We start from the raw sequence: 20,115 nt of genomic DNA on the forward strand, positions 1-20,115 counted from the left end.
TCAACGGCAATGAACCACTCCCAATAAAAACCCAATGGCCACCCAGGTAGCCGCTACCCGGGTTCGCTGTTTCCATGGCAAGCGCTCAGGGATACTTATACGCGGCGTATTCCCGCGACGTAAGGGAAACAGCGCTTGCAAGGCGGCGTTCTGCGCATGGTAACGAGCAATCCTTTCTGCCGCTTTAGGATCGTTCGCTGCAAGCTGTATCAGCGCCGCGCGTACGCTTGGGGAAACTTCATTGTCTGCCATTGCAGATAACGCTTCGTGATACGCTTCATCGAAATCAAATTTTTTGAAAGCTGAACGGTCGCTCATCGGGGTCTCCTTACAACCCTGAGCACTCGACCCTGCTGATGCCTGCAATCGTCGGCATGCATCAAAAAATGCATGTGCTCTCGTGCTCGGAACAAACGCGACATGACTGTACCCAGCGGAATTTGCAATACGCTGGATGCTTCTTGATAACTAAGTTGTTCTAATCCGACGAGCAGCAGCACTTCACGCTGATCGATCGGCAATTGGTACAATGCGCGCTGTACATCGCGCAAAAAAAGACCGTCTACTTTCCCTTCAGTTGCTCCGGCCGACAGCCAGTCTGTTTCCACACTTTTAGTCGCAATTTCGTGTCGTTTACGTAGTTGATCGATATAGATGTGCCGTAGTATTGTCAATAACCAGGCACGTACGTTACTGTGTGAGCGCCATCGTCCCCATCGACATAAGGCTCGTTCAACCGTGTCCTGAACCAGGTCATCGGCCCAAGCCGCATCGCCGGTGAGCGCAACAGCATACCGCCGCAGAACGGGCAAGAGAATCACGACCTCGGATTCGAAGCTCATAGGCTGGCTCTCGTTGCCGCTGCGATACAGCCTTAGTTAGTTTCCATTACCGGTCTCAGGGTAACTAGCCATTGAACTGGAGTTATAGGTACCGTTAGCGCTGGTGTTATAGGCGCTGTCGGCGGACTTGCACCCGGTCAGGCCCAACGCAATTAGCATCAATAAAGCCGAAACAATTCTGGTAACACTCATGGCAATCTCCTGTAGGCGCGACATCCGCGCGTTACGAGTTAAGGTTAGCGTGCGCTTTGTTCGGTAGGTCTCCTGTCTTTATCTCCTTAAAAGTCACTCGCGGCTTACCTCTATAGCGAAATGCATGAAGAGCCCGCGTGGCGATCCCGATGGTTAAACGTTTGGCGTAGGGCTTTTATTCCATCTAAATGGACTATTTTTTTCCGCCCTTCGGTTTTACCGCCCTTGGGCCGTCACACCGGCTCGATTGATAAATCGCTCGGCACCAAATGAACAAATTTGCCGTTTTTGCACGAGAATCCAGCCCCGGGGCATGCTCGCAAGCGGGGCGTTTGACTTACCTCATTGGTGCTAAGCTGCATATTCCGCTCCTGACCTTCAGGATGGTTGCAACTTAAAGGAAGATTACATGTCGCTCAAGCTTCAGATCATTATTTGCAGCACACGACCGGGCCGGGTCGGCCCCTCGGTGGCTCACTGGTTCCAGGAATTCGCCACGAAACATTCAAAATTCGACTCCCGGCTTATCGATCTGGCCGATTTCAATTTACCGCTGTATAACGAACCTCACCATCCCCGATTGCAGCAATACGAGCACGATGCCACTAAACTATGGAGCGCAAGCGTATCAGAGGCAGATGCCTATGTGTTTGTCACTCCGGAATACAACTATTGCCCGCCCCCAGCCTTCGGAAATTCGCTCAACTACTTATACAAGGAGTGGAATTACAAACCTTGCGGCTTTGTAAGTTATGGAGGCGTTTCAGGCGGCATACGTGCCGTGCAGCTCGAGAAGCAATTGGTGACTACGCTGAAAATGATGCCGATGGTTGAGGGGGTGGCAATACCAATGGTCGCCACCCTACTGGACGACAGTAAAAACTTTCATTCCAACGCCCTTATCGACAACTCAGCTCAGGTCATGCTCGATGAAATGTCTAAGTGGGCTAAGGCATTGCAGCCCATGCGGACAACAACCTAGCGGCTTTACCCTAGTTCTTGGGCCAACATCTCTTCTTTCATCTGCTTCATTGCAGGCAACAGCTCTCGTAGATCCACTTTTTTAGAAATCACCTTGGGGAAAAGCTCGTCCTCTTCTTCGGTCACGTGGTGGTTGACGTATTCCCCAAGCACCGTGAATTTCGCGTCGTATAAATCGTCCTCGGGGTTCATGTCGAGCAGCTGAGCGATGAGATCCTTGGCACTTGCATGTTCTACCAGCGCCTCATCCAGCAAGTCGCCAAACGCGTCGGTGTTTTGATCACGTAAAAAGGGGTAGAAAAGCTGCTCCTCAATTTGCGCATGTACCGTCAATTCGGTACAGGCCTCCTTAACTATGGCGTCCTTCTTCGCCGAGTCAGCCTGGGATTCAAAATCTTTAAAAAGTTTCTTCACCTTACGGTGGTCATCAAGCAACAGACTTAAGACTTCTTTTTGTGCGGTCGGTATTTGAGATTTGTTCATATCATAATTCCTGTCTTAATGATGGAGTTGCACGGAAAGCAGCCGAGCCATGACTGCAGCAAACAGTGTGCCTTACTGTTCTATTACACTTTCCGTGCGTATTTGCATTCAGTTCAAGAGCGCGATGAGGATGATGATAGGGATAGGGATGCCTAGCAAAAAAAGTAGAATCGAGCGCATATCGGCCTCCTAATTTCGATTAACGGGCAAGAGCAGTAGATTTATGCAACGGCTGAGTCGCGCCGCCGGCCACCCCAGACGGCCGCCAGACTGGCGAAGAAGGCGCCACAAAGAAGGGCGACAAATGCCCACAACGCAGTTGCTGCCGCTGCTTTGCGCGCCTCATCGGCCAGCTCTCGCGCTTTAGTCGCGGTTTCTTCAACCGTTCGCTGTGCTTGTGCGAATAAATCATCGATCCGCTTCTCCGCGTCAGGCTGCGATAAGCCGGTACGCTGCGCAACCAATCTGCCCAGATATATCTTGTCATTGGGCTCTAGCGTACCGGTGCTCATGCTGCGTAAAAAAATCGTCGTAGCTTCGGCTTGTGCTCGGGCGGGACTTTCTTGTGTCGGAGGGTTCTCCGACCGGAACAGTGAATCCACAAAGTAACTGACAGGCCCACTTCCACCGCCCTCTTGTTCTCCCATCTTTCCCATCGCACTTTGTGCAAGCGGTGCGGCGGTGGATGCCATCGTTCCCGCGGCTTGGGCTCCTCCACTCGCGATTCCCGACACAGCGGAACCCAGAAAGGCTGCAGTCACCAGGGTAGCGACGGCCCAGCTGAGCATTCCATGTGCGGTATCCCGAAAATAAACTTCGTCGCTCTGCACATCAGTCCAGCGAACCCGCAACCTACCGGCCAAATACCCACCCAGGCCCGACGCTAGAATCTGTGTCAACGCAAGCCATATCGCTGTCGATATGCTAATGGTGGTGGCACTAGCTCCGCTTGATGGCCATGGAGAAACGGCGGAAAATCCAAGGCCGAAACCCAGAATAACGAGAATCAGCGAGAGAGCGGCCGCGGCCGCAGCGCCTGAGAAAATAGCGGCCCATGAGACGCCGCTAACATTTTCTTCCGTTGCTTTAGCGGATGATATTGGCACGGTAGCAGAATAGGCTTTGGATTGCCTCGCTTGGTCATCTTGCATTTTTTACTCCTTGTGCGACGCTGCCCAGGCAAGCGTCTGAAATGAATGGGCAGTCGGTTTTAGCAAACGACGTGCCCACCATTTGGAGGCATCGCAATGAATCTAGCGCGGTGCAGCCACGCAGTCAGCGGAAAGCAGCGCTTGACGCCACAGAATTTCCGGAGCAGTCTAAAGGCGAGTTTGTTGGCATATATCTGAATAATCAGGGAGACCATATGGCCATTCATCCTTCCTCGTCACATACCCTGGTACCCGCCTTGGGCCAATGGGACCACGTTATTGGATCGCCGGCGCACCGTATCCATGTGGTCCAATATGGCGACTTCGAGTGTCCCTCATGCGCACAGGCATACCCTTCTGTCAAAATACTGCTGAAGAACTTTGGCGAACATCTCTGCTTTGCCTTTCGACATTTTCCGCTCATCGAAGCCCACCCTCACGCTGAGCTCGCCGCCGAAGCGGCCGAAACGGCGGGCGCGCAAGGAAAGTTCTGGCCTATGCATGACTGGCTCTTTGAAAACCGCGATCATTTGAAGGCTAAATCATTACGGCAATATGCTGCTGCGCTTGACCTTGACATGCTGCGCTATGACGCCGAAATGGCCGACCATTTTTACTTGCAACGCATACGCGAGAATATTGCAAGCGGACGTGCCAGCGGTGTGCAGGGTTCGCCTGCCTTCTTTATTAACGGCAGCATTATTGATGTGTCTTTTGGAATCCATCACCTGTTCGAAGCCATAACCGCGCGTATCCAGCACCGGGGCTAGGCACAGGGTTGAACGGGGTTAAGCAAGTTCTTTTAGTTGGTTGACTATTTTTTCCAATTCCGTAGGCGGCAAAGCACCTGATTTTCGGAACAGCTCTTTTCCCCGAAAGAATGCGGCTAGAGTGGGGATCGATCGTATATTGAAACGTTGCCCGAGATCTTGATGCAGTTCAGTATCAACCTTGGCGAAAACGATAGACCCATTTTGTCTTGTTGCTTCGTTTTCGAAGATGGGGGCGAACGCGCGGCAAGGCCCGCACCATGGCGCCCAAAAATCGACCAAGACCGGAATGGCACTATCCGAAATCAATTCGGTAAGCACCGGTGAGTCAGCGACCACGGGACTGCTCAACAAAGGGCGATGACACTTGCCGCAGCTGACAATACTGTCCAATTTTCTTGCTGGAGCGCGATTACGTTGGCCACAATGCGGGCATTTTATTTCCATGAATTACCCCTATAGCGATAGTGTTGAGCAATGTTGAGAAACGATAGCACTTTACCAGCCTGGCCTAGCTGCATGCCATCACAAGGGGGCCGTTCAATCCCTCATTGCCACAAAGCCCGGCCATCGGCGCACGCGGCGGGCATAATATTTGCTTAACCTGACAGAATTGCTCCTTGCGGAGCACGTCGCCGATGCCGCACAGAATTACTGACGCTTTACTGCTGCGGTTGATCTTGATTGACTGAACTATCCAGCTTAGGTGAAGACGATGACACGAGCCATAAAAACTGATGAACAATCTGCCGATCAGGAAAACTCGAGAAAAGAAAAGCCTGCACAACCGCCTGACAAAGAACCGAAAAAGGGCACTGATCAGAATACGAATCCTCCAGACAGTATTCCTAATCCTATGCCGGGGGTCGATCCGCAGCAGACGCCCGGGGTGGATCACCCGCCAGCAGAAAGAAACTAGGCCGTCACGCCATTCCGCGATACGAATGGTGAAGCCTGTGAACCTCAAGGAGTAACCATGAAGCCCTCAGACTCGCCTGTAAATGACCTTGACACCGTTGTGCCAATAACAACCGTATCGGTATTGGACTGGATTGCGCTTGCTATTTTAATAGTGGGAGGCCTGAATTGGGGGTTGGTTGGGGTGATGAACTTCGACCTGGTTGCCGCTATATTCGGCAACGGAAGCTTCGCCTCGCATGTGGTTTACACCTTGGTCGGTCTTGCCGCTTTGTATTGCATCTACTTTGCCTTGCGGCTGTCACGCCCACGCCGATAAGCACTACCGGACGACAAATTCCCAACGATTATTGGCGCCGATTGATTGCGCTTAATGACAGAAGCAGGTCGTTCCAGTCGCGAACAAAGCGATCAATCGAGAAGCGCGATCTCGCGATTTGCCGGGATGCCTCACCCCATTGGCGGGCAAGCTCGGGTTCACTGATCAATTGGTGCATGCATTCAAGCAACCGTTCCCGCCTGGTATCGACATAGCCATTGACCCCATTCGTAATGACCATAGGTAGCTCAGTGGCAGCGATGCCGACTATGGGCATGCCCGCCATCATGGCTTCGACGAGTGAAAGCCCTAAACTCGCATAGCGTATTGGCGTGAAGAAAAACCGGTATCTGGCCATATAGGCCGGCACCTCCATGTTGGGAATTTCACCAAGGCCGCCCATCGTTTCTGATTGCATGCCAATCAAATCGAGAGGGACACGGCTTGCGGCCCATTCAAAAACATCCGCTCCCACCCGACGGCCCCGGCGTTGCAGATGGTTAATCGCCGAAATTCCCCGCGCCAGTTCCCCACTATAGGTCGCCGCTGGTAGCGCCACAACACCATGCTCGATGATCCGGGTAGCCACATTCGGCGAGTGCCACATCAGATCGTTATAAGGCGTCACATGGATGAGCACCCCGTTTTCATGCTCAAAAAAGTGTTTCGTGTCAGTAGGGTGCGGTTCAGGCGGGTTGTGTTCAATATAGGCGCAAGGCAGTGCTCTTTGTCCGGCGGTTAGCAGATCGAATCGGTCCCGTTCAAATACGGGACGCGACTGGAACACTACGCAATCAAACTCTTCGTTTTTCAACTGACCGGCAGGTAGTTGGCGGACATTCTTCCCCCACGGTATTTTCGGACCTAAGGCTCCGTAACCAGAGCGATTGTCCGGCATGACAGGCACGATGAAATCGTGCGACGCCTGTGTCAACGAATAGAGATAATTGCCATGGACGTGCCACGTCAGAACTCGCAAGCGCCCATTGTGACCGACTGATTGTTCCGTGATAGAACCTGGATCAGCAATTCTGTTCACATGCAGCTCCTTGGGCAAGATAGGCCCTGATAGGTTCTAGAACATCATTGCAAGTCACCCTTAGTGCGCAGGGATGGCCCAGCGGACAAACCGGGTAGGAACATGGCCGGCAAGACATATCGGCATGCAGGACTGTGTGCAACGCCGAGTCAAGGGGCGCCCATCTCGCCACATCGCTACCGCAGGCGATGACGACACTGCGCAAGCCAATGGCTGCAGCAATGTGTGAAACCCCTGTATCGTTGCAAATAAGTAGGCGCCCGCGCTGCAAAAGACTTGCAAGCGCCCCCAGAGTCGTCTGGCCAGATATATCGACAGCCGCCTTCCCAATACTGGTGGCCAACCCGCTTGCAAGCGAGTGCTCTTCTGTAGTCCCTGTTATCGCGAGCTGCCAGCCTTGGAGAGCGAGTTGGCGGCCTACCTCAGCAAAGCGCTCTGCCGGCCAGCGGCGAGATTCCAGTTTTGCGCCGGGATGGATAAATATCGTTCTTGCCAGCTCAAGATTCGCCTTTTCGGCAACATCATCCGCCTCTTTTCTGTCTACCTCATCAATTGGGAATTCCAATGCTACGCCCTGGTCTTGTAAGCCTAGATGCGAAAGCAAGGAGATATAGCGCACGACTTCCGGTTGATTATCGGGCCATGCCATTAATCTGCGCGGCTCTTCTTGCTCGATCAGGGGAACGAAACCGGCCCACTGGCGAGCACCTAGAGCGCTGACAATCGAATTCGATAATAAGCCGTTACCATGCATTTGAAGCGCCAAGTCGAACCGCCGAAGCCTCATCGCATCGTAAAAATCACTAAGCTCCGACTCCCGCGCAGGCTGTTCTGGGAATTTCGGGTGGCCTGGAAAGACAACGAGTTCGTCGAGATAATGACTGAAGCGTTTTACAACAGGACGTGCGCTTTCCAATCCGATCAGGGTGATCCGGGCCTTTGGCAGTGCTAGGCGAAGGGCCCGCAATGCCGGCATCGCGCATAACAGATCGCCGAGACACAGTGCGCGAAATACAGCGACGCTTGCGGGTGTCCGATCCCATAGCTGAGAAGCCATATTCAAGGCACTCCCCAGCCAAACCGAACCACCCCGGCCGCCCTCCAGAATATGGAAAGCGGCGGGATGAAAATCGAGGTCACGAACAGTTCGACAACATTCCTGACGGTAAATGAGCTATCCATTAAGCGACGCAGGAAAAAAAACAGGCTCAGGCCTCCCCACGCCATAGCGCTGGCGAGTGCGAGCGTATACCAACCAGAAAGCAACGCAGCGACGGTCGTTACTAAACATGCCGAAACGGAGAGGTAAAACCACGGCGCTCCGGAGCGAATGCGCTGTCGGTACAGATCGGGATGCTTGCGATACAGCAACACATCGAACATCACCTTGCGCTGCATCGCTATCCCGGCGGCAAATCTTGCTGGCCGCAAGGGGTGCACAACGACAGCCTCAGGAACCTTGACGATGGTATAGCCCTTCTTCAGCAGCGAGAAATGCAAATCGGAGTCTTCGCGCCACGCACTGGTATACCGCTCGTCAAAACCGCCCACGGCTTCTAATGCATCGCGTCGTACGAAGCAGTTCGCAGTGGCAAATTCGGCGTCTTGCAAACGCGCTGCATCTTTCTGGTAATCGGAAGGATTTTCGGGAAGTGGCATGACGATGCGACCCACTGCGGCATCGGCGGGTACCGCCATCGCCAGGGCACCCGACTGCAGCCATCCCGGGTCGGGAACTGTGTCGTCGTCGGTGAACGCAATAATCGGTGCCATCGCTGCCCGCCAGCCAGCATTGCGCGCCCCCGCCGGGCCTTGGGTGGCCGTCACGGCTATATACCTGACTAGCGGTCGTCCGCCGCTAGTCAGCGGCAATGATTTCACCACGCGTTGCGCAGACAAACTTGGGCCGTCGTCGCACACAATAATTTCATACGCTTCAGGCGCCATTGTTTGCCGCAACAGCGCGTTCATGCAGCGCTCCAGTAAATCGGGGCGCTGATAGGTCGGAACGACTACCGACATCAGCAAAGAAGAGGAATCGGTCATGGTTTTTCAACCAGAAAGCTGCCGATCACCAGCGCATCCAGTGGAGAGGTCCAGAAGCACTCAAGGGCGTCGCGCGGAGTGCAGACTATGGGTTCCCCGCGCGTGTTGAAAGATGTGTTCACCAACACCGGGACTCCGGTCAGCCTTTTGAACGCTGATAGCAGGTCGTAAAGAAGCGGATGTTGTTCGCTGGAAACTGTCTGTACTCTTGCCGTGCCATCAATATGGCGAACAGCTGGAATTCGTGCAGCCTGATGCGCCAATACGTCGAAGACAAACAACATGAACGGCGCGTCAATTGAGTCGCTTCCCTTGGAATCAAACCATTCATGCGCCTCTTCCTGAATGACGACGGGCGCCACGGGCCTGAAATCTTCCCTGTCCTTGATCTCGTTCAGACGCGCCTGCATCAGCGGATCTCGAGGAGAAGCCAGAATTGAACGGGCACCGAGGGCGCGCGGACCGAACTCCATTCGACCTTGAAACCAGCCTACAATTTTCTCGGCAGACAGCAATTCAGCAGTGGTCAGCGCAATGTCCGCCAGTCTTCGATAACGAATCCCTGAGCGCTGCAAGAATTCTTCTATCTCCTCATCGCCGTAGCCAGGCCCCAGATAGGCATGATTCATGTGCCAGTCCCGGCCACTGACATCGCGTGAGTAAAAGTCCATCCATAACGCGGCACCCAACGATGTGCCGGCATCCCCCGCTGCGGGTTGGATCCAGATTCTGCGAAAAGGTCCTTGCTCTCCCAACTTGGCGTTCATTACACAGTTAAGCGCGACCCCCCCTGCCATGCAAAGGTAATCCGCATGAGTTTTATTGAATAACCATTGAGTCATCTCGAGAACCACTTCCTCGAGCACTTGCTGTAAGGAATGCGCAATATCCATATGCCGCGGTTCGAGGACCTCCCCCCGAATCCGGGGCCGCCCTAATAATTCTTCGAGGCGACCCGGAGAAAGCAAGTAGCCCCCATTGCCATCGATTCGCAATATCTCTCGAAACTCGTTAACGAATGATGGCTTACCGAAAGAAGCGAGGGCCATTACCTTGTACTCATCCGAAGAATGCAAAAAGCCCAGATAGCGCGTCACGTCTTCGTACAACAGTCCAAGCGAATGCGGCAGGTTGATTTGTTTAATGCGATCGTACTTGCCGGCAGCAAAGTGACCGTAGCTGGTCGAGGCCCGCTCCCCGCGGCCATCCATCGTCAACACCGCGGCCTCGTCATAAGGAGAAGCCAGGTAAGCGCTAGCTTCATGGCTAAGATGGTGCTCCACGAATTGCCAGCGCTCCAGAATGTGGTCCAGCGTATCGCTGACGAATCGCTTCTGCAAATGATGAGGAACTCCCCCGGCAAGTTGCCGCGGTGCGTTTACCAGGTAAGCCAAAAACAATGGATCCCATGGAGATGAACCACTACTGGCCTGCCAACCAGCAGAGGGCTCTAAAGGCAATACCACCTTGCGCTCGGGCGCCAGCTCTTGTTGAAGAAGACCAGGATCAAACGAATAGGCGATGTGGTTGACATCGCGCAGCTCGCACGCTGCTTCACTCAAGCAATAGTCAATCGCATGATAAGGCAATTGCCAGGTGGAAAAAGGAACAGGCCGTTTACCATGCTTGATACGCGTAAATCGCTCTTCCTCGGCCGCAGCGATTACGATACCGTCGCGCACCAACGCTGCAGAACAATCATGAAAGGCGGCATTGATTCCCAAGGTCAGCATAAAGTTCCCTTTATTGATTCAGGCCACCGCGGCAGACTTCCGAGTGACGCCTGAATGCCCTGCAAGCAACTCCAGTGCCGCTTGCACGACTTCCTCGGGTTCCACTCCCTCCAGGCAGCCATTATGGCCTTCCGAACAAATGCTGCGATAACAATATTTACATGGAACATCGTGGTATAAGAGCCGATGCGGCACTTGCCACGGAGTATGTTGCGGGTTGGTCAATGCGTACAGGTCAACTACCGGCGTTTGCACCGCTGCAGCGATATGGACGGGCCCCGTGTTGTTGGAAATAAGAAGATCGGCGTCTTCGATCAGGCAGGCCAGTTCGCCTAGGCTTAATCGGCCCGAAAGATCAACGATATGGCCCGTATTTCCGCAGCGACTGGCTATATATTCGACCAGCGCCTTTTCTTCGGTACTCCCGGTTAGCAAAATCGACCGGCCGCTAGCTGCCAGTAAGGAAAATACCTTGGCATAACGATCAGGACTATACCGGCGCGAGGCAGCGGTCGCTCCGCAATGAGCCACGATCCAACCTTTGTCCGGATCAACCTGAGTCGTAAACAATACTTGTCGCATCGAGCTGCGGTCAGCAGGCGTCGTGGAAAATGAGAGCCGGTGGTCGTCACATCGGGCACCTATTGTGGCAACAAGATCCAGCTGACGTTGCACTTCATGTCGGACCACCTGTGTCGGTTCGCCGTCTTTTACCCAGTGACTGAGCAGACGGTAGGGATTCTCGCGGCAATGGCCCAATACCAGCGGAATTCCCGCAAGATGGCACATCAGGGCCGCCGGTAAGGCACTCTGGCTGTAAACCGTAAATATCACCGCGGCATCAAAGTGGCGCCGTTCCAGGTCTTTTAATATCGCATGGTCATACGCGCGATGGGTGTTGTTGTTCTTTACCCACGCGGCGGCGTACGTAATGATGTTATCGACCTCTGTTAAGTAGGGTCCCAACGCGGCGCCGGATCTCGATGCCAACAGGCTTATCGTGCGACCGGAGACCGATGTTTTCAAGGCCCGGATGGCGGGCGTCGTCATCAGGACATCGCCCATATTATCCAGGCGCACGCATAGAACGCGACGCGCGTGATTCCAATCGGAGGCCACACTCATACCGTCACCTCTGAATGATGTTCGGCGAATTGCGCGGCAATCCACCGGCTGGCCGCTTCAAGGTCAGCGTCGATTCGATTCGGCTGCCGGGAAGGACTGCACAACCATTCGGTCTCGTGGCCATTATTCAACAACACCGTGTTGCAACCTGCCAAATTTCCGGCCTCGACGTCATCGAGAATATCGCCAATAAACCACGACCGGCCCAAGTCAATATTGTGGCGGCGTGCCGCCATACGAAGCAGGCCAGGAGCAGGCTTACGGCAGTCGCAAGCTATCGCAAATCGCGGCTCGATGCCGTCCGGATGATGCGGGCAGTAATAGAAGCCATCAAGCGTCGCACCGACTTGCCGAAACATGTCTTTTAGCTGGTTGCGCATTGGCCCTATATCGCGAGCCCGGAATTTTCCCAACGCGACTCCAGGCTGATTACTGATAACAATCAAAGGCAGATGCAATTCGCCCAGACGAGCCAGCCCTTGACGTGCGCCTGGAGCGAAGCGCATGCGATGTGGATCTATATTGTAGGGAACATCCTCCAGGACGGTACCGTCCTTGTCCAGGAAGATTGCCGGCCTCAGGGCCATGATGTCTCCTTCATCGGCAATACCATGACCTCGGGAATCACGGTTTCAGGTGGCTGCGTCAGCACAAATTTAACCGCTCGAGCCACATTGGCGGGATCCTGCAATACCTCGATGTCAATATCAGGAAATCGGTCCAACAAGAACGGCGTGCGCATGCCTCCTGCAATAACGGCCGAAACCTTCACGCCCTCGGAGCGCAATTCCGAATGAAGAGCATGACTAAGCCCCATCAAGCCCCATTTACTGGCGTGATAGACACTTGCATTTGGCCACGCCCGTCTTGCCGCCGTTGAGGCAATATTGACAATATGGCCACCAGGGCCTAAGTGCTCAAGACTATATTTGGCAAGCAGAAAAGGGCCCGTCAGATTGGTGCGTATCACCCTATCCCAATCGGCAACCGTTAGATCACGAATGCCGACAGTGACGTCTATGCCGGCATTGTTGATCACCGCATCCAACCGACCGAAGCGCTCCACCGCCAGATCCAGCGCTTGCTGCACTTGTGCTTCGTCACCGACATCCAGCGTTGTGCCGAACGCCTTGCCGAACCCGGAGGGCCCTGCGTTGATGTCACGGGCTGTTGCCTCGGCTGAAGCCTGATCGATATCTGCCACAACGACCAATGCGCCTTCCTCGCCTAGCATGGCGCAGATCGCGGCACCTAGACCTCGGCCTCCGCCGGTTACCAGCACGACACGTCCAACGAGTTTATCGAAATCGTATGAGGCCATGACTCCCCCAGCGGTTAATTTACCGGCGACGCGGAAGAGACGCATCAGGCCGCAAGTCGAGAGCTTGATTTCACCTTGGAATCAAGCAATGACGAAGTCCGTGCTGACTGCAGCGTTTCGAATAACTGTGTTAGGTCGCAACCCACCCGATCCCAAGTAAACCACTCGTTCGCCCGGCGAGCGCCGGCCAAACCCATTCGCTGCGCCTTGTCAGGATCATTGGCCAAATCCGCAAGCCGAGCGGCCAGCGCTTTAGGACTCTTGGAAGGTACGAGGTAACCCGTCTCGCCATCAATGACGGTGTAACGAATTCCTCCGGTGTCCGATCCGATAACGGGGCGCGCACAAGCCATTGCCTCTACTGGCGTAATTCCGAACGGTTCGTACCACGGGGTAGTCACGAATACGTCGGCGGCACAGTAGTAGCGTCGCAACTGGTTTCGCGGGCGTCGGCCTTCAAATTGAACGAAATTCTCGATCCCTTCTTGTATGGCCAGCGCCTTCAGTCTTCCAAATTCTGGCGTACTTTGCACCGAAGGCGTTGCGGAGTCGCCCCCCACGACGCACAGCCGCGCGTCGAGGCCATAAGTGGAACGCAGACGGGCGAGGCCCTTGATCACATTGTCTATTCCCTTGCGTGGAACGATACGGCCCAGTTGCAATACATAGAACACGTCAGGATCCCAGCCCAGCAGCGCCCGCGCTGCGCTTTTGTCCATCGGCGCCATTTCGTTCGAATCGAAGCCACACGGCACCATCGAAATTCGCTCGGGATCGGCACCGTAAAGCTGGATCAGGTCCTCCCTGTCTTGGGGACACTCTGCAATAATGCAGTCAGCGTTCTGCACAATTTTGTCTTCTATGTCGAAGCGGCAGTCGGGAAAGCAATCTGCTTCTGCTTGATATTGCCGTCGGACTCTTCCCAGTGCATGAAATGTTACGGCAAGCGGAATGCCGGCACGCCTCGCGACGGGCAGCGCTGCCAAGGCAGACATAAAGAAATTGGCGTGAATCAAGTCATACGGCTCTTCTTGAGCATCGAAGTACGTCTGCATAAAGCGGCTGAAGTCGCCCATATAGGGCAGTAAGGCCTCCTTGGGGAGATAACGCGCAGGGCCAGCAGGCACATGGACAACGTTGACGTTCGGCGCCAATTTGAGTTCCGGTGGCAGACTGGCGCAGTCAAGCCGAGTGAATATATCGACTTGACTGCCTTGCGCTGCCAATTGCAAGGCCACATTGGCCACGTAAACGTTCTGCCCTCCGCTATCTATACCTCCGGGTTGGGCCAAGGGCGACGCGTGCTCACTTACGATAGCTATCCGAGGCATGTTTATTCTCCAGGTTTAGTGTTGGTCTCCGGGTCCGATCCTTCGCCCCCAGCCCCTTTGCCCGATACCGAATCCATCGTGTCTCTTCCGCCCTGCCCCGGGCGTTGAACCTTGATGCGATTATCGATCTCTTGAACGCCCATACAATCGTCGACAAAATCTTCAATGGCATGTTTAACAGGCCGCGCATTAACGGTGCCGTCGAGCGTCACCCGACCTTCAGCCACCTCGACGGAAACGTCACCGACCGGCAAGCCGCTATGGCTGAACCTCTCGCAAATGTCCTCGCGGATACGCTCGTCAGACCGCGTATAGCCCTTCGGATAGACCCGATGCGCGGTTTGAGCACGATATTGCTGTCGCTGAAAGCGCGTATCTTCATTCATGAATCCGCCATAACTGCTTTGCCCGGGGTCGGCGCTGCGACTGTGAACATCCTCATTGGACGCCGTACGTCGAGTACCTGGATTCGCGTCGCCGACATCGCGCTCTTGTCGAATCCGCTCGTTACCACGTCCGAAATCATCCGTTTCTGTGTATCGCCCGAAATCATCCCTGGCGTTATCCCGGTCATCACTACGCTGGTGAGTGCGGCCATACTCGCCGGCACGGCCGTACTGATACCCTATTCCGGCCGATCGGCGATCAAAACCTTGTCCCTTACCCTCCCCCTGTTCAGTGTTTGACACCGAGTCGCCTTCTCCTTGCCAATGGCGCGGTCTACCCCCGACACCAGGCTGGGTATTGCGTTGGTCATTGAACGAATTTTTTTCGTCACCCTGCCACATCACTGAGGGGCTACGGTCGGATTCCGAATCGGGCTTGCTGGTGCCCCGATCCTCAGAGCTTGGATTTGAATCCTTGTGCGACTGGCTGTACCCTGATTTCCGATTTTTTCCCATCTATTTCTCCTGACATGACAGCTATTCATCCATCTGCGTTATGCGCCGTCGTCGTGTAGAAGTGTCTAAGCAAGCCATGTGCCACTCCTTGGCCCGCTGGAAAGAGATTGCCGGTTTAAATTCGCTCGCCGGCCAGTGGCGGCGTGGTGCGAGAAGCACTTCTTACATGGGTCGGTAAATACGAGGCATAGCCTCATTCATGCCGCGGCTGGGGCGTGGACAGTCAATGGGCATGCGGCATGCAGGCATATAAACTGCAGCGGACGGCCGGAAATACGGGGAGTCGATTTATGAATGTCACCATCATTGGAACGGGTTATGTTGGCCTGGTCACGGCAGCCTGTCTCGCAGAAGTCGGCAACACGGTAATTTGCGTCGACAAAGATGCGAAGAAAATCGCTCAGTTGACCGCCGGCGAACTGCCCTTCTACGAGCCGGAGCTAAGCGAATTAGTGCGTCGCGGTGTGCATGATGGCCGTATTTCATTCACATGTGATCTGGCCGATAGCGTTTCCAATGCCCACGTCGTCTTCATTGCTATCGGAACGCCAGCAACGCAAGATGGGCATGCCAACGTGGACGATATCTTCGACTGTGCAGCCCGTCTGCAGAAAATCCTCGTTACCGATGTCGTTCTCGCGATCAAATCGACGGTGCCGGTGGGCACCTGCGAGCAGATACAGACTGTGTTCGACCGTTCGCATGCGACCATTGCCGTAGTTTCGAACCCCGAGTTCCTGGCAGAAGGCCGTGCGATACAGGATTTCCGGATGCCGGAACGCATTGTCATTGGAGGAAAAAGTCGTACTGCTCACGACTTGCTAAAACGCCTGTATGGTCCCTTTGATCCGGATGGAACACGGCTGTTGTGGATGGATATACGCAGTGCCGAATTTTCAAAATATGCCTGCAACGCAATGTTAGCGGCACGAATTTCGATGATCAATGAGCTGGCGTGCATTGCTGGACAGGTCGATGCCGACATTCTTTCAGTCTGTAAGGTGCTCAGTACGGATTCTCGTATTGGCCCCCACTATATGCGCCCTGGCGCCGGCTACGGTGGGTCGTGCCTGCCTAAAGACTTACGTGCGCTCATCGGTCTGGCACAAGAGCATAATGAACCGGCGCAGTTGCTGCGCAGCGTTGAAAGCGTCAATGCACGTCAGGGACAGTTAATATTGCAGTCCCTCACGGATCACTTCGCCGGCTTACTTGAAGATAAATGCATTGCAGTGTGGGGCTTGTCCTTTAAACCAGGTACCGACGACCTCAGGGCTGCCCCAAGCTTGACCTTGATCGACGCTTTGCTTGCCGCTGGCGCCACAGTGCAAGCCTACGATCCGGTGGCTATGAACGCCGCAAAAAAGTTAATCAAGGACAGCCGACTTACCCTGATGCCTTCGGCCGAATCGGCGTGCGTTGGGGCGGATGCTCTTGTTGTGATGACCGAATGGGAGCAATTCAAGAACCCGGATCTTGCCTTTTTAGCGCGCAGCCTTAGCACTGGGGCAGTATTTGACGGACGTCACCTTTACCGAAGCGAAGTTCTGGCGACGCACCAGTTACTACATTATCGGCTCGGCTCTAAGGCTGCCGTGACTGCAACGCCCAGCAAAGGCTCAAATAAGGACGCGAAGTATTTCCGGAAAGAGGGCGACAAGCGCCCTGCTACATTGTCGGCAGCGCCTTGGTGAAATGGGCTCGGGGCGGACGAGTCACCGCCAGCACAGTTGCCACCAGCTCGCCGGGGTCGGCGGGTTTGATCATATATACCTGAAAGCCCGCGAGCAAGGCGCGCAACCTATTCTCGCGGCCCGTATAAGCTGACAAGGCAATCACCGGCAGGCGCCCTGCCAAAGATACCTGCCGGTCCGCTTCCATTCTGCGAATCTGGTCAATTACCGCATAGCTGTCCGGGTCGCCAAGTGAAAGGTCGCACAACAGCACGTCGGGCCACTCATTTCTATCGCTTGCCGATAGTCGAGCCAGCAATGGCCTGCCAGAATCGAATACATCAACCAGGGCACCATAATCCTTCAACGCGTCATGCAAAAGTGTGCGGGCCTCCTCCTGACCATCGACTACGAAAATACGCATTTCCCGCAAGGCGTCAGCCAGGGCCGAATCGGACGGAGTCGGAGGCGACAAACTGGCCACAGCGCGTAGCGGAAACTCGAGAATGACTTTCAAGCCGGATAGTTCATGGGCTGGCTCATACGCGAACGTTCCACCCATTTCCTGAACCAGGGCGTTCAGCCGGTCAGGGTCAGGCGGGACATGCAGCACCGTTGACTGCCATGAATCATCCCTGGGCATCTCAGCCGCCTCTGAGGGAGGAGGACGACCGTCCAGCAATGAAAGGTGCGCCACTCCGGCGTCTCGATTCACTTGCAACTGGATACGACCATTAGGAGGCGTGACAAAAATCGCATTGATGCAAAGCTCCCAGATTACTTGTTGCAGCGCACTTGGATCGGTCGTCACGCGCACTGTGTCGTCGCCTATAAGGGTATATAAATTAATGCTTTTCTCGGCGATCATTGGACGAACAGCATCTAATACTCCTGCCACCAACGCGACCACATTCACCGGTTGCGCACTCAGTTTTGCACCTTCATCATGAATACGGTTTTGTTGGCGTTGCAATTGCCACATTCGAGTGTACAGACCGTTGGCCTGCATCAACGAATCGTGCGTGCCGCGCTCCACAATACGCCCTTGCTCCATGACCAATATGGTGTCTGCCCCAACTATCGTTGAAAGCCGGTGTGCGATGATCAGCGTGGTTCTGTTTCTTGCTATTTCGTCCAGCTGTGCTTGTATGGCCCGCTCGGTGCGGCTATCGAGCGCCGAAGTCGCTTCGTCAAAAATCAAGAGCGGTGGATTTTTCAAAATGGCGCGCGCGATAGCAATCCGCTGACGTTCGCCGCCAGACAGCTTGACGCCACGTTCGCCGACCATGGTTTCGTAACGGGCTGGCAAGCTCTGAATAAAATCATGAACGCTGGCGTTCATGGCCGCCTGGATAATTTCTTCCTGCTTGGCACCCGGTCGTCCGTAAGCGATGTTAAAGCCTATGGTGTTATTGAACAGCAATGTGTCTTGCGGCACGATACCTATTGCGTAGCGTAAGCTTTCCTGGCTGACGGAACGCAAGTCCTGCCCATCTATCGACACACTTCCGCCGTCGACGTCGTAGAACCGCAAAAGTAGTCGGGCCAAGGTCGACTTTCCCGACCCGCTGCCACCGACCACTGCGACAGTCTTTCCGGCGCCAATCTCGAAATCGACGTCGTGCAATATCGGTCTTCCAGGATCATAGGAGAAGCTGACATTGGAAAACTCGACCGCGCCCTGAGTGATGTGAAGTGGCGGAAGCGGCGCGCTTGGGTCCGATTCGGAGGGGTATCTTAGTAAATCGGCCATTTTTTCAGCGTTTACCAATGCCTCGCGAGATTGACGGAATATTACCCCCAAGGTATTTAGCGGCAAGCAAATTTGAATAATGTAAGCATTGACCAAAACCAGATCGCCTACAGACATCGTGTGCTTAACCACTTCTTGTCCAGCAAGCAGCATTACCGCCCCGACGCCGAAGGCAATAATTCCACTCTGACCGATATGCAGCAACGACAAGGCCTTTTGGTTCTCGAGCCCGAAACCGATCCAGCCATTCATAATGTTGCGCATTCGGCCGGACTCTAGCCTGGAGCTCGTATAAAACTTGACCGATTCGTAGTTCAGTAAACTATCGACTAACTGCCCGCTTGCTTGTGAGTCCAGATCATTTAGCCGGCGCTGAAAGAAGATACGTTTCTCGGTAAACCGTACCGTAAATATTCCGTAAGCGGCAAAAGTAATTGCGACGATGCCCGCGAAACCCGGCCGATAGCCTGCGGTAAGAATAATCAGGACAGTGACTATTTCGACAATGGTCGGAAGTAGCGTGAATAGCGCCGTGCCCAGCAGGAAGCCGACACCTGCAGTACCTCGTTCTATGTCGCGCGACAAGGCACCCGTTTGGCGATTAACATGAAAACGTACGCTAAGGCTATGCAGATGTTCGAACAGCTTGACGGTGAAATCCGCGACTGTGGTCTGCGTTACGCGCGAAAAAACCAGGTCTCGCAGCTCTGTGAATAAACCACCACTGAATCGTAAAGCGGCGTAACCCAACAATAGGAATGAAGGCAAAACCAGCGGACCCTGGGGATTACTCAGGTCATCCACAATATTTTTTAAGGCAACCGGCACGGCTACCGTCAATAATTTGGCGGTGACCAGTAAGCCAAATGCGGCTAATGCACGCCAGCGAAATCGCCACAAGGCGCTTCCTAGCGTGCGAAGGATTTCTCGCCTGGCGTTCGCCGACGATGAAAGTTCTCCGTTAGCGCCGTTTACAGTGTTAGAGGCGGTGCCGTTTATCGGAAGCATTATGTTGCTCGGTGCCACTTAACAAAAACGGCGCTTCAGGCTCGGCTAAGGCACGCTCCTTTACAATCGCTTTAAAACAATGCGCAACACAAGCGGCAATCGCTTCGTCGTACCACGGGAAGCCGCCACTGACTCCCACCACAATCCCCTCAATGCACACGCTTCCCCAGATTCCGGAGTCATCGTCGCGCAATAAATGGGGCGAGCCCACGCGCACGCTGTGTCCGTCGCGGCCCGTACGCCAGCTGATACGCGCCTTGCTCCGTGCGAATGAGGCGTAGTCGGCGTCCCACTTGTCCGGGTCGCCCAAAGCGTGTTCATAAAGTATGGAAGATTCGAAATCATCAATTGCGCTGTTGGAGCTTGGATCCATCATCACAATATATAAGAAGCCACTATCGCCCGTTTTCTCTTGCTGCATGCCTTGCAACATCAAGGGGATCACCATCTCGACAGCCTGCGTAGCGGCCGCTTGGTCTGCAAAACATGCTTTGGGCTTATGCCTGTCTGTCATCATGGCCTGTCCTC

At 54.3% G+C, this 20,115-nt stretch carries 23 protein-coding genes; 6 read left to right on the forward strand and 17 right to left on the reverse strand.

Going from position 1 to position 20,115, the window contains the following annotated elements; translation table 11 throughout:
* Genes EKL30_RS04025 through EKL30_RS18825 form a run of 3 tightly spaced genes read right to left on the reverse strand, consistent with a single transcriptional unit; the run spans position 1 to position 1,034 of the window.
* Positions 1-318: an anti-sigma factor gene (locus EKL30_RS04025; protein WP_126705855.1), complete on the reverse strand. Its 318-nt coding sequence runs from the start codon at positions 316-318 to the stop codon at positions 1-3.
* A complete protein-coding gene (locus EKL30_RS04030; protein ID WP_126705856.1) occupies positions 315-842 on the reverse strand; it encodes a sigma-70 family RNA polymerase sigma factor in 528 nt (175 codons plus the stop codon). Before EKL30_RS04030 ends, EKL30_RS04025 begins: the two co-directional genes overlap by 4 nt.
* Positions 843-878: 36 nt before the next feature.
* Entirely contained in the window at positions 879-1,034 is a 156-nt protein-coding gene (locus EKL30_RS18825) for a hypothetical protein (RefSeq protein WP_158618391.1), read from the reverse strand.
* Between the two features lie 409 nt (positions 1,035-1,443).
* Between EKL30_RS18825 and EKL30_RS04035 the strand changes: the two genes are divergently transcribed.
* Positions 1,444-2,016 carry an NADPH-dependent FMN reductase gene (locus EKL30_RS04035; RefSeq protein WP_126705857.1) on the forward strand — a complete coding sequence of 191 codons (573 nt, stop codon included), beginning with the start codon at positions 1,444-1,446 and terminating at the stop codon, positions 2,014-2,016.
* Between the two features lie 5 nt (positions 2,017-2,021).
* Here EKL30_RS04035 and EKL30_RS04040 read toward each other — a convergent pair whose 3' ends face one another.
* On the reverse strand, positions 2,022-2,498 hold the full coding sequence (locus tag EKL30_RS04040; RefSeq protein ID WP_126705858.1) for a hemerythrin domain-containing protein: 477 nt from the start codon (positions 2,496-2,498) through the stop codon (positions 2,022-2,024).
* A gap of 221 nt (positions 2,499-2,719) precedes the next feature.
* On the reverse strand, positions 2,720-3,649 hold the full coding sequence (locus tag EKL30_RS04045; protein ID WP_233582712.1) for a hypothetical protein: 930 nt from the start codon (positions 3,647-3,649) through the stop codon (positions 2,720-2,722).
* Between the two features lie 215 nt (positions 3,650-3,864).
* On the opposite strand from EKL30_RS04045, the gene EKL30_RS04050 reads away from it, so the two are divergent.
* Positions 3,865-4,419, forward strand: coding sequence for a thioredoxin domain-containing protein (locus EKL30_RS04050; protein WP_126705859.1), 555 nt, complete (start codon positions 3,865-3,867; stop codon positions 4,417-4,419).
* Between the two features lie 18 nt (positions 4,420-4,437).
* Here EKL30_RS04050 and trxC read toward each other — a convergent pair whose 3' ends face one another.
* On the reverse strand, positions 4,438-4,866 hold the full coding sequence (gene trxC, locus EKL30_RS04055) for a thioredoxin TrxC (RefSeq protein WP_126705860.1): 429 nt from the start codon (positions 4,864-4,866) through the stop codon (positions 4,438-4,440).
* Between the two features lie 268 nt (positions 4,867-5,134).
* Here trxC and EKL30_RS04060 point away from each other — a divergent pair, with 268 nt between their 5' ends.
* Both EKL30_RS04060 and EKL30_RS04065 read left to right on the forward strand, forming a co-directional pair.
* A complete protein-coding gene (locus EKL30_RS04060; protein ID WP_126705861.1) occupies positions 5,135-5,338 on the forward strand; it encodes a hypothetical protein in 204 nt (67 codons plus the stop codon).
* A gap of 57 nt (positions 5,339-5,395) precedes the next feature.
* Positions 5,396-5,656 (forward strand): DUF378 domain-containing protein, encoded by a 261-nt coding sequence (locus EKL30_RS04065; protein WP_126705862.1) that lies wholly within the window; start codon positions 5,396-5,398, stop codon positions 5,654-5,656.
* Between the two features lie 28 nt (positions 5,657-5,684).
* On the opposite strand, the gene EKL30_RS04070 is transcribed toward EKL30_RS04065, so the two are convergent.
* The 9 genes from EKL30_RS04070 to EKL30_RS19100 are packed head-to-tail and all read right to left on the reverse strand — an operon-like array spanning position 5,685 to position 14,637.
* The gene (locus tag EKL30_RS04070) at positions 5,685-6,695 is read right to left on the reverse strand and encodes a glycosyltransferase (protein ID WP_233582713.1); all 1,011 of its coding nucleotides are present in this window, start codon (positions 6,693-6,695) and stop codon (positions 5,685-5,687) included.
* Positions 6,679-7,752 (reverse strand): glycosyltransferase family 9 protein, encoded by a 1,074-nt coding sequence (locus EKL30_RS04075; RefSeq protein WP_126705863.1) that lies wholly within the window; start codon positions 7,750-7,752, stop codon positions 6,679-6,681. Before EKL30_RS04075 ends, EKL30_RS04070 begins: the two co-directional genes overlap by 17 nt.
* Before the next feature lie 2 nt (positions 7,753-7,754).
* Entirely contained in the window at positions 7,755-8,741 is a 987-nt protein-coding gene (locus EKL30_RS04080) for a glycosyltransferase family 2 protein (RefSeq protein WP_233582715.1), read from the reverse strand.
* Positions 8,738-10,474 carry a carbamoyltransferase C-terminal domain-containing protein gene (locus EKL30_RS04085; protein ID WP_126705864.1) on the reverse strand — a complete coding sequence of 579 codons (1,737 nt, stop codon included), beginning with the start codon at positions 10,472-10,474 and terminating at the stop codon, positions 8,738-8,740. Before EKL30_RS04085 ends, EKL30_RS04080 begins: the two co-directional genes overlap by 4 nt.
* An 18-nt stretch (positions 10,475-10,492) precedes the next feature.
* Positions 10,493-11,599, reverse strand: a complete 1,107-nt coding sequence (locus tag EKL30_RS04090) for a glycosyltransferase family 9 protein (protein WP_126705865.1) — start codon at positions 11,597-11,599, stop codon at positions 10,493-10,495.
* Positions 11,596-12,186 (reverse strand): HAD-IIIA family hydrolase, encoded by a 591-nt coding sequence (locus EKL30_RS04095; protein ID WP_126705866.1) that lies wholly within the window; start codon positions 12,184-12,186, stop codon positions 11,596-11,598. Before EKL30_RS04095 ends, EKL30_RS04090 begins: the two co-directional genes overlap by 4 nt.
* Positions 12,177-12,920, reverse strand: coding sequence for an SDR family oxidoreductase (locus tag EKL30_RS04100; RefSeq protein ID WP_126705867.1), 744 nt, complete (start codon positions 12,918-12,920; stop codon positions 12,177-12,179). Before EKL30_RS04100 ends, EKL30_RS04095 begins: the two co-directional genes overlap by 10 nt.
* 44 nt (positions 12,921-12,964) lie before the next feature.
* Positions 12,965-14,251 (reverse strand): glycosyltransferase family 1 protein, encoded by a 1,287-nt coding sequence (locus tag EKL30_RS04105; protein ID WP_126705868.1) that lies wholly within the window; start codon positions 14,249-14,251, stop codon positions 12,965-12,967.
* 2 nt (positions 14,252-14,253) lie between these two features.
* Positions 14,254-14,637 carry a BON domain-containing protein gene (locus EKL30_RS19100; RefSeq protein WP_370246212.1) on the reverse strand — a complete coding sequence of 128 codons (384 nt, stop codon included), beginning with the start codon at positions 14,635-14,637 and terminating at the stop codon, positions 14,254-14,256.
* A 42-nt stretch (positions 14,638-14,679) separates the two neighbouring features.
* On the opposite strand from EKL30_RS19100, the gene EKL30_RS19105 reads away from it, so the two are divergent.
* Together EKL30_RS19105 and EKL30_RS04115 are read left to right on the forward strand one after the other, a co-directional pair.
* Positions 14,680-14,937, forward strand: coding sequence for a hypothetical protein (locus EKL30_RS19105; protein WP_233582805.1), 258 nt, complete (start codon positions 14,680-14,682; stop codon positions 14,935-14,937).
* A 506-nt stretch (positions 14,938-15,443) separates the two neighbouring features.
* On the forward strand, positions 15,444-16,847 hold the full coding sequence (locus tag EKL30_RS04115; RefSeq protein WP_158618392.1) for a UDP-glucose/GDP-mannose dehydrogenase family protein: 1,404 nt from the start codon (positions 15,444-15,446) through the stop codon (positions 16,845-16,847).
* Here the strand turns inward: EKL30_RS04115 and EKL30_RS04120 are convergent.
* Together EKL30_RS04120 and EKL30_RS04125 are read right to left on the reverse strand one after the other, a co-directional pair.
* Positions 16,822-19,587 carry an ATP-binding cassette domain-containing protein gene (locus EKL30_RS04120; RefSeq protein WP_126705870.1) on the reverse strand — a complete coding sequence of 922 codons (2,766 nt, stop codon included), beginning with the start codon at positions 19,585-19,587 and terminating at the stop codon, positions 16,822-16,824. The two genes, EKL30_RS04115 and EKL30_RS04120, sit on opposite strands and share 26 nt — an antisense overlap.
* Positions 19,559-20,101 carry a hypothetical protein gene (locus tag EKL30_RS04125; protein WP_126706038.1) on the reverse strand — a complete coding sequence of 181 codons (543 nt, stop codon included), beginning with the start codon at positions 20,099-20,101 and terminating at the stop codon, positions 19,559-19,561. The genes EKL30_RS04120 and EKL30_RS04125 overlap by 29 nt, the downstream gene beginning before the upstream one ends.
* Positions 20,102-20,115: the final 14 nt, after the last annotated feature.

Source organism: Candidimonas sp. SYP-B2681 (assembly GCF_003971065.1).
Classification (GTDB): Bacteria; Pseudomonadota; Gammaproteobacteria; order Burkholderiales; family Burkholderiaceae_B; genus Pollutimonas.

Bases quoted from the DNA above. Each gene is read 5' to 3' on its own strand.
- EKL30_RS04025 (WP_126705855.1), bottom strand. From the start codon at position 318: ATGAGCGACCGTTCAGCTTTCAAAAAATTTGATTTCGATGAAGCGTAT.
- EKL30_RS04030 (WP_126705856.1), bottom strand. From the start codon at position 842: ATGAGCTTCGAATCCGAGGTCGTGATTCTCTTGCCCGTTCTGCGGCGG.
- EKL30_RS18825 (WP_158618391.1), bottom strand. From the start codon at position 1,034: ATGAGTGTTACCAGAATTGTTTCGGCTTTATTGATGCTAATTGCGTTG.
- EKL30_RS04035 (WP_126705857.1), top strand. From the start codon at position 1,444: ATGTCGCTCAAGCTTCAGATCATTATTTGCAGCACACGACCGGGCCGG.
- EKL30_RS04040 (WP_126705858.1), bottom strand. From the start codon at position 2,498: ATGAACAAATCTCAAATACCGACCGCACAAAAAGAAGTCTTAAGTCTG.
- EKL30_RS04045 (WP_233582712.1), bottom strand. From the start codon at position 3,649: ATGCAAGATGACCAAGCGAGGCAATCCAAAGCCTATTCTGCTACCGTG.
- EKL30_RS04050 (WP_126705859.1), top strand. From the start codon at position 3,865: ATGGCCATTCATCCTTCCTCGTCACATACCCTGGTACCCGCCTTGGGC.
- trxC (WP_126705860.1), bottom strand. From the start codon at position 4,866: ATGGAAATAAAATGCCCGCATTGTGGCCAACGTAATCGCGCTCCAGCA.
- EKL30_RS04060 (WP_126705861.1), top strand. From the start codon at position 5,135: ATGACACGAGCCATAAAAACTGATGAACAATCTGCCGATCAGGAAAAC.
- EKL30_RS04065 (WP_126705862.1), top strand. From the start codon at position 5,396: ATGAAGCCCTCAGACTCGCCTGTAAATGACCTTGACACCGTTGTGCCA.
- EKL30_RS04075 (WP_126705863.1), bottom strand. From the start codon at position 7,752: ATGGCTTCTCAGCTATGGGATCGGACACCCGCAAGCGTCGCTGTATTT.
- EKL30_RS04080 (WP_233582715.1), bottom strand. From the start codon at position 8,741: ATGACCGATTCCTCTTCTTTGCTGATGTCGGTAGTCGTTCCGACCTAT.
- EKL30_RS04085 (WP_126705864.1), bottom strand. From the start codon at position 10,474: ATGCTGACCTTGGGAATCAATGCCGCCTTTCATGATTGTTCTGCAGCG.
- EKL30_RS04090 (WP_126705865.1), bottom strand. From the start codon at position 11,599: ATGAGTGTGGCCTCCGATTGGAATCACGCGCGTCGCGTTCTATGCGTG.
- EKL30_RS04095 (WP_126705866.1), bottom strand. From the start codon at position 12,186: ATGGCCCTGAGGCCGGCAATCTTCCTGGACAAGGACGGTACCGTCCTG.
- EKL30_RS04100 (WP_126705867.1), bottom strand. From the start codon at position 12,920: ATGGCCTCATACGATTTCGATAAACTCGTTGGACGTGTCGTGCTGGTA.
- EKL30_RS04105 (WP_126705868.1), bottom strand. From the start codon at position 14,251: ATGCCTCGGATAGCTATCGTAAGTGAGCACGCGTCGCCCTTGGCCCAA.
- EKL30_RS19100 (WP_370246212.1), bottom strand. From the start codon at position 14,637: ATGAATGAAGATACGCGCTTTCAGCGACAGCAATATCGTGCTCAAACC.
- EKL30_RS04115 (WP_158618392.1), top strand. From the start codon at position 15,444: ATGAATGTCACCATCATTGGAACGGGTTATGTTGGCCTGGTCACGGCA.
- EKL30_RS04120 (WP_126705870.1), bottom strand. From the start codon at position 19,587: ATGCTTCCGATAAACGGCACCGCCTCTAACACTGTAAACGGCGCTAAC.
- EKL30_RS04125 (WP_126706038.1), bottom strand. From the start codon at position 20,101: ATGACAGACAGGCATAAGCCCAAAGCATGTTTTGCAGACCAAGCGGCC.